Below are 7,861 nucleotides of genomic sequence, written 5' to 3' on the forward strand. Positions count from 1 at the left end.
ACTATTTTTATATCTTTTTGATTATTCTGGCTGTTCGTCCTGTTGATGATAAATCAGCGACACGGTAATCACACCGTCAATCTCTTTTACCGACTCCATGTTCTTCAACAAAACATGCGGATCATGAGATTGCATTACCGCCACGATTTTGCCGATGTTTTCATTAAAGGTCGGGATTTCTGTATGTGGAATCGCCAAAAGTGCGGTGCGAATGGCTGTTATTTTTTGCGGCTTGCCTTGCACCACCAGACCGACAATGTGCCAATCTTTAGCGTCTTCCATGGTTAAAATGTCTGTTTTATTCATATTCTTTTCGGATAATGTATTTTTATCGCGCCGTTAACCTTCGACGTTATTATTTGTCTTTACCAATTAATCTTTTTGTAGATCCCGCATATTAATTTGTTGCGAATGAATTAACATCACTACAAATGAGTATTTTAGGCGGATTCCCAGCGCAATTTGTTTTAGATCAAATTTAAGAACGCAGGCATGAAAAAACGCCGCTTGATAAAACGCCGGTAAAAACCACCGCACTTTTTTGTTACACTAATGACACGTTTTCTACCAAGGCTTGTTATTTTGAAAATTAAACATTCCGTTTCCACCCGCATTGCCAACTATCTTATTGTGATTATTATCTTTGTCGGCATCATCGGCGCATTAAGTCTGGCGCTGATGGCGGGCAATAAATCCTATGCGGAAGCCATTAACGTGTCCGGTTCACTGCGTATGCAAAGTTATCGCATACTTTATGAAATCGAACATGAACCACAAATGGTGGAAAGCAGCCTGCGCCAATATCGCGTGAGTTTGCATTCAAAATCCCTGGTGGAAATTAACTATCAGTCTTTTGCTTCGCAGGATGTGAAAGATTCCTATCACAATTTGATTAAACGCTGGGAAGTGATGGAACGTCTGGCGCGGGAACAAAATTTCACCGAATATCAAAAGAATATCGCCAATTATGTGGAACAAGTGGATCAATTTGTTTTTACCCTGCAACATTCGGCGGAAGAAAAATGGATTTGGGCGCTGTGCGTGATTATTTTTTCCATGCTGCTTATTGTGATCATGGTGTCTTACGTGAATTGGTACACCCGAAAAGCTGTGGTGCGCCCGCTGGAGCAGCTCACCCGCGCCAGTACGCAGGTGCAAATGGGGCAATTCAAGCATATTCCGCTGGACGTGCGTAAAGAAGACGAACTGGGGCATTTGGCGCGCACTTTCACTAAAATGTCATCGGAGTTGGGTAAACTGTATTCCGGTTTGGAAGCCACAGTGAATGAAAAAACGCAAAAGCTACAACAAACCAACCGCTCTTTAACGACCTTATATCACTGCTCCCAACTTGTGACGACCAATAAAATCGACGGCAAAATTTTGCAACTGGTGCTACAAAATGTCATGATTAGCGAACATTTACGCTATTTGGAACTGGATGTGTTAGACGCGCCGCATTGGAATATATGCTTGGGCGTGAAATATGACCAGCTGGAATCGCAACAAACGGAAATGAATATTGAAGGGGAAAGCCTCGCCGTATTGCGTTGGCAGGCGGGGTTGCCGTGTCCGGATTTGCGCACCATGCAAAATGTGGCTCAAATGCTCAGCCGCTCGCTGTATTTCCAACGCATGCAACGCCAGCAAGAACAGCTATTGTTGATGGAAGAACGTTCCATTATCGCCCGCGAATTGCACGATTCTTTGGCGCAAGTGTTGGCATTTTTGCAAATTCAGCTTACGCTGTTAAAACACAATTTGAACAAAGGCGAAACAGATTCCAAGCAAAAAAGTTTGTCGATTATTAAGCAGTTCGAACAGGCACTCAGCGACGGCTACAGCCAATTACGCGAACTGTTGGCGACGTTCCGTTTAACCGTGCAGGAAGCCAATTTGAAACTGGCATTGGAGCAAGTGATTGATTCCTTGCGCAATCAAACGGACATTCAAATGAGCGTGGATTGCACCTTGCCGTCACAAAGTTTTAACGCGCAGCAATTGGTCAATGCCTTGCAAATTGTGCGTGAAGCGGTGTTAAATGCCATTAAACATTCACAAGGCACACTCATTGAAGTCATCGCGCACACCAATGAAGACGGTGAATATGAACTAGTCGTGCGCGATAACGGAATCGGCATTCCAAGCCTGGAAGAGCCGGATGGACACTACGGGCTCAACATCATGCACGAGCGCAGCATACAACTTAACGCCAAACTGACCATTGCCAACCGCACCGACGGCGGCACGGAAGTGAAAGTCACATTGGCACACACATTAGCTTAATTCAGAGGAAAGCCATGCAGAATTTACAACCGTTCCATACCTTTTCTATTCCGGCGCAAGCCCAAAAACTGATTGAAATTACCTCCGTTCCTCAACTTAAACAGGTGTGGGACGAATTCCAGCGGGAAAATCTGCCAGTGCTTTTTTTAGGGCAAGGCAGCAATGTGTTGTTTGTGGAAGATTTTGCCGGCGCTGTGCTGATTAATCGTCTGCGTGGTATTGCGCATAAGGAAGACGACCGCTTTCATTATCTACATGTGAATGGCGGCGAAGTGTGGCATGATTTGGTGCAATGGAGTATCGCGCAAGGCATTTACGGCTTGGAAAATCTTGCCCTCATACCGGGCTGTGCCGGTTCCGCCCCGATTCAAAATATCGGTGCCTACGGCGTGGAATTTAAAGACGTGTGCGATTATGTAGAGGTGCTCGATCTCACGTCCGCAGAACAATTCCGTTTGAGCTGCGAAGAATGCGAATTCGGTTATCGGGAAAGCGTGTTTAAACACAAATATGCGCATGGTTATGTGGTCACGGCGGTCGGTTTAAAACTGGCGAAAGACTGGAAACCGGTGTTGAAATACGGCAACTTGGCAAATTTAGACAAAAGTGCGGTCAGTTCGGCGGACGTTTTTGCCGAGGTTTGTGCCGTACGCCAAAGCAAATTGCCCGATCCGAAACAGTTCGGCAATGCGGGTAGCTTCTTTAAGAATCCGGTGGTTTCCGCCCAACAATTTGCCCGCTTAAAAGAAGACTACCCCGCTATACCGCACTTCCCGCAAGCGGACGGCAGCGTCAAATTAGCCGCCGGTTGGCTTATCGATCAATGCGGCTTGAAAGGCTATCAAATCGGCGGCGCGGCAGTACATCAACAACAGGCGCTGGTGATTATTAACAAAGGCAACGCCACCGCGTCCGATGTGGTAGAATTGGCGCATCACATTTATCAATTAGTTGCCCTTCGTTTTGACGTTCGCTTACAGCCCGAAGTGCGTTTTATCGGCAAACAGGGCGAAGTGAATAGTCAACAAACCATCAGTTAATACTAAAGGAGTAAGATGAATTTTAATGAAATTTTAGCGACATTGCCTGCTATTGACCATTTAAGTGGTATCCATATTTTACATAACGGTACATTGGTTCATGAGATTCCTGCCGTTGCCGGGAAATTAGGTTCATTGCGGGTTTACAATGCGCTCGCCGTAAAATTTAACAGAAAATTAGACCGCACTTCTGCCCAAAAAGGTTTGCAATTATTCGCCGAGTACACGGAAGATGCACATAAACACCCCGGCAAACACCCGAACATTGATTTGTTGTTACGCGTCATCGAACAGGATTTGACCTATCAAATCAAACCGCTAACAGAATAATTTCAGGATAAAATTTTTGTTTTCTTATGCAGGTTATTTTGTAAAATAAAGAAACTTTTTTCACACAATATAGTCAAATAGCCTGCAAAAAGTTAAAATCCAATCGCTAAAACCGATTAACTTAATACAGATTATATTGCATTGAATTCTTTGATTCGGTGATTAACAAAGAAGAAGGAAGATAATGGATAAAGAAACTCAAACAATGATGCTCGTTCCGCAAGGCAGTATAGAAGCTTATATTCGTGCGGCAAATGAATATCCAATGCTGACCGCCGAAGAAGAAAAGGAATTGGCAGAGCGTTTGTATTACAAAGAAGATATTGAAGCGGCGAAAAAATTAGTGTTGTCTCATTTGCGCTTTGTGATTCACGTCGCGCGCGGTTATTCCGGTTACGGCTTGCCGCAAGCGGATTTAATCCAGGAAGGTAACATCGGCTTAATGAAAGCGGTAAAACGCTTCAACCCGGAAGTAGGCGTGCGCTTGGTTTCTTTCGCTGTGCACTGGATCAAAGCGGAAATTCACGAATATGTGTTGCGCAACTGGCGTATTGTTAAAGTCGCCACCACCAAAGCGCAACGCAAATTGTTCTTCAACCTACGCAAAACTAAGCAACGCTTAGGCTGGTTCAACGAAAACGAAGTGGACATGGTCGCCAATGAACTCGGTGTATCGCCGCAAGATGTCATGGAAATGGAGTCACGCATGACCGGCGCCGATGTGGCATTCGACCTGCCCGGCGATGAGCATGACGAAGAAACCTATGCGCCGGCATTGTATTTGGAAGACAAAAGCTCCAACTTTGCCGCCGAATTGGAAAACGAAAACTACGAAGCACAAGCCACCGATCAGCTTGCCGTCGCGTTAGACAATCTTGATGCACGCAGCCAAGACATTATCAAAGCCCGCTGGTTAGATGAAACCAAAGCTACGTTGCAGGATTTGGCGGCGAAATACAACATTTCCGCCGAACGTGTTCGCCAGTTAGAAACCAATGCCTTGAAAAAACTCAAAAGTGCGGTGGTTTTCTAAAGTGTTTTAAGGTGTTCTATAAATGAAAAAACGCTCAATAGAGCGGTTTTTTTCTTTTTGCGATTCTTAGGCCTTTACTTTCCGCAAACCATTTGCTGCAAGTAAAACATTTAATTTAGTCAAAATTGCCGATTTTTCCTTTTCCGTAAGCAACGAAGCATGCTTATTTTTTAATGCGGCGCATAAAGTCCATAACAATTCTACGTTGGCAGAAACACCCAGTTTCTTTAACCTAACATAGCTGTGAATTGCGCCGATCTTCTGAAATTCACTTACCGTATAAATATTAATTTTAGCCAGCAATCTTTCATGCTTAATGGAAAAATTAGCCAATTCTTTAATTCGCTCTTTTTTTGTCAAATCTTCAGCGACTTTCTTAAATTTTGCCTGTTGAATAGACAATTTAACGGTTTTTTCAAATAACGGCTTATTTTTACGAATAGAATGAGGAAGTTGATAGTAACGGTGGAGTGCCAGTTTATTCGTATTATTGGGATCAATTGAATAAGCTACAGCACCTAAACTCTCTAAGTAAGGGACTAACTCATCTTCAGCCCGCAAGAAAATGCTATCGTTTTGATGAAGTGCAAACATTATTCCTGAATGAAATATACCATGTCCGGTGAATAAATTTTTAATACTGATTTCACCATCTACTAGTTGTTTGAATTCGTTCTTGAGTCTTTGAGATACCGTTGTCATAATTAAATCCTTCAGGTTGTTATTTAATTGTATTTATATCATAAATTAAATTTATATGAAGAAAATATTGTTATTTTAATGTTAAATTTGTGATCTTGATCGAGGAATTGGAAAATTTTAATGAAAAAATGTTCTTTAGAACCAAAGGTGTCAAAGAATAACACCTTAGCAGATATAGCGTAAATTATTTCTTTTGTCCTTATCCCAAATTCTGTGCGGCCCTCATTTCAACTCCGAAAATCAACCATAAATTGATTCATCGCCGATTTCCGGTTCTGAATCAACATTATCCAACTTCTTTACTGCCTCTTTAATCCCTAACCAAATGATATTGAAGGCGGGGTCATCTATCGGAAATACAATTATGTTTTCTGATCACACAATAAATCCTCGCTATTAAGTGATTATCTAACATTAGTCGCCTTAGAAAAACCTTTCAAACCATCTATGTAAGCAATAAAAAGCTTTTTAAACTTCAACTTTGAATCTCCGTTAGAACACTCATCCAAAACTTTTCACTTTTATTTTCAATTAGTTAACTAAATACTAGGTAGTTTTATGCCCTAAATATTAACTCTAAGGGCAGTAATGTAGATAATCTGGTCTCCCCTGTGATTTTTTTGAAAAACTGAGAAAGTTGGCTAGTACCCAGAGCTAGAGGACGGATTTTAGCAAGTTTAGTTACCAAGTTATAGTGTTACTTTTCGTTATTGTAATGGTTTAGGCTTCCACAATACAACAAAGATAAATTTATTTTAAAAACATTTTTTCGCTTCAAACATCATTAGTAATAAATTGCCTAAGGCTGAAGCCGCTTCGGTTGTCTGCAGTGAATCTTCGAACCTAACGCCTGTTTACTCAATGCTATATGGATCTCAGCGGAACAGCGTCAACCCACAATTTGACAGGAGTAAAGGTCAATGACTATGGCTAAATACAGTCAGCATAGCTATGCATAAATAATGTCACCTGCCTACCCCCCGGTTTTTGCCCGCACATTAACTTGTTAATTTAACTAATGATTGGTTTTATCAGGCTTGAGGTGTTGCTGAAAGTTAGACCGTTACAATATGGACTATTATTCACGTCTGAACGATATACAGATTCAGACATTGAAAAATACGATAAATCGGCTTAAATGATTATTTAATAGAATTAAAATAAAAATTAGTCGTGTATAATGAATTAAAAAGGAAGTACAGCATAGTATTTATTAAAGATTTCATAAACAAAAAGGCATACCTCTCGATACGCCTTTTCAGTTTTACTTTGGTTTGTCTTATCAATTATTTGATAATTTTAGCTACCACGCCGGCACCCACTGTACGGCCACCTTCACGGATAGCGAAACGTAAACCTTGGTCCATCGCAATTGGGTGAATTAAGGATACGGTCATTTTGATGTTATCGCCAGGCATAACCATTTCCACGCCTTCAGGTAACTCGATAGTACCGGTTACGTCAGTTGTACGGAAATAGAATTGTGGACGGTAACCTTTGAAGAATGGAGTATGACGACCACCTTCTTCTTTGGACAATACGTACACTTCAGATTCGAAGTCAGTGTGCGGGGTGATTGACCCCGGTTTCGCCAATACCTGACCACGTTCGATTTCTTCACGTTTAGTACCACGCAATAATGCACCGATGTTTTCACCCGCACGACCTTCGTCAAGTAATTTACGGAACATTTCAACACCGGTTACGGTGGTTTTTGCAGTCGGTTTGATACCCACGATTTCAACTTCATCACCGGTACGGATGATACCGCGCTCAACACGACCCGTTACTACGGTACCACGACCGGAGATAGAGAACACATCTTCAATTGGAAGAAGGAACGGTTGGTCGATAGCACGCTCAGGTTCCGGGATGTAAGTATCTAAATGGTTTGCTAATTCAAGGATTTTTTCTTCCCATGCGGCATCGCCTTCAAGCGCTTTTAATGCAGAACCGCGTACGATTGGGGTGTCATCGCCCGGGAAGTCATATTGAGAAAGAAGTTCACGAACTTCCATTTCAACTAATTCTAATAACTCTTCGTCATCTACCATGTCGCATTTGTTTAAGAATACGATGATGTAAGGAACACCTACTTGGCGACCTAATAAGATGTGCTCACGAGTTTGTGGCATAGGACCGTCGGTTGCTGCTACTACTAAGATAGCACCGTCCATTTGCGCCGCACCGGTAATCATGTTTTTCACATAGTCGGCGTGTCCCGGGCAGTCAACGTGTGCATAGTGACGGGTTGGGGTGTCATATTCAACGTGTGAAGTGTTGATGGTGATACCACGCGCTTTTTCTTCAGGTGCATTATCGATTTGGTCAAATGCACGTGCTGCACCGCCGTAGTGTTTTGCCAATACGGTAGTGATAGCTGCTGTTAAAGTGGTTTTACCATGGTCAACGTGGCCGATTGTACCCACGTTAACGTGCGGTTTTGTACGTTCAAATTTTTCTTTAGACA

Annotated in this window: 7 protein-coding genes; 4 read left to right on the top strand and 3 right to left on the bottom strand. The window is 42.3% G+C overall.

Features of this window, described 5'->3' with window-relative positions; translation table 11 throughout:
* Positions 1 to 21 precede the first annotated feature (21 nt).
* Positions 22 to 306: a chaperone NapD gene (locus A3CS_RS0107560; RefSeq protein WP_005548070.1), complete on the bottom strand. Its 285-nt coding sequence runs from the start codon at positions 304 to 306 to the stop codon at positions 22 to 24.
* A gap of 276 nt (positions 307 to 582) precedes the next feature.
* On the opposite strand from A3CS_RS0107560, the gene narQ reads away from it, so the two are divergent.
* The 4 genes from narQ (at position 583) to rpoH (ending at position 4,689) form a co-directional block, all read left to right on the top strand.
* Positions 583 to 2,286: a nitrate/nitrite two-component system sensor histidine kinase NarQ gene (narQ, locus tag A3CS_RS0107565; protein ID WP_005548066.1), complete on the top strand. Its 1,704-nt coding sequence runs from the start codon at positions 583 to 585 to the stop codon at positions 2,284 to 2,286.
* A gap of 14 nt (positions 2,287 to 2,300) precedes the next feature.
* Positions 2,301 to 3,326, top strand: a complete 1,026-nt coding sequence (gene murB / locus A3CS_RS0107570) for a UDP-N-acetylmuramate dehydrogenase (RefSeq protein WP_005566996.1) — start codon at positions 2,301 to 2,303, stop codon at positions 3,324 to 3,326.
* Between the two features lie 15 nt (positions 3,327 to 3,341).
* The gene (locus tag A3CS_RS0107575) at positions 3,342 to 3,656 is read left to right on the top strand and encodes a DUF2322 family protein (protein ID WP_005548062.1); all 315 of its coding nucleotides are present in this window, start codon (positions 3,342 to 3,344) and stop codon (positions 3,654 to 3,656) included.
* 184 nt (positions 3,657 to 3,840) lie between these two features.
* A complete protein-coding gene (gene rpoH / locus A3CS_RS0107580) occupies positions 3,841 to 4,689 on the top strand; it encodes an RNA polymerase sigma factor RpoH (RefSeq protein WP_005548059.1) in 849 nt (282 codons plus the stop codon).
* A 66-nt stretch (positions 4,690 to 4,755) separates the two neighbouring features.
* On the opposite strand, the gene A3CS_RS0107585 is transcribed toward rpoH, so the two are convergent.
* Both A3CS_RS0107585 and tuf read right to left on the bottom strand, forming a co-directional pair.
* Positions 4,756 to 5,391 (bottom strand): TfoX/Sxy family DNA transformation protein, encoded by a 636-nt coding sequence (locus tag A3CS_RS0107585; protein WP_005548057.1) that lies wholly within the window; start codon positions 5,389 to 5,391, stop codon positions 4,756 to 4,758.
* A 1,286-nt stretch (positions 5,392 to 6,677) separates the two neighbouring features.
* A partial coding sequence (tuf, locus tag A3CS_RS0107590; RefSeq protein ID WP_019518341.1) for an elongation factor Tu occupies positions 6,678 to 7,861 on the bottom strand: 1,184 nt, incomplete at its 5' end.

This window comes from Aggregatibacter actinomycetemcomitans DSM 8324, from assembly GCF_000372365.1.
Classification (GTDB): domain Bacteria; phylum Pseudomonadota; class Gammaproteobacteria; order Enterobacterales; family Pasteurellaceae; genus Aggregatibacter; species Aggregatibacter actinomycetemcomitans.

Bases quoted from the DNA above. Each gene is read 5' to 3' on its own strand.
- A3CS_RS0107560 (WP_005548070.1), bottom strand. From the start codon at position 306: ATGAATAAAACAGACATTTTAACCATGGAAGACGCTAAAGATTGGCAC.
- murB (WP_005566996.1), top strand. From the start codon at position 2,301: ATGCAGAATTTACAACCGTTCCATACCTTTTCTATTCCGGCGCAAGCC.
- A3CS_RS0107575 (WP_005548062.1), top strand. From the start codon at position 3,342: ATGAATTTTAATGAAATTTTAGCGACATTGCCTGCTATTGACCATTTA.
- rpoH (WP_005548059.1), top strand. From the start codon at position 3,841: ATGGATAAAGAAACTCAAACAATGATGCTCGTTCCGCAAGGCAGTATA.
- A3CS_RS0107585 (WP_005548057.1), bottom strand. From the start codon at position 5,391: ATGACAACGGTATCTCAAAGACTCAAGAACGAATTCAAACAACTAGTA.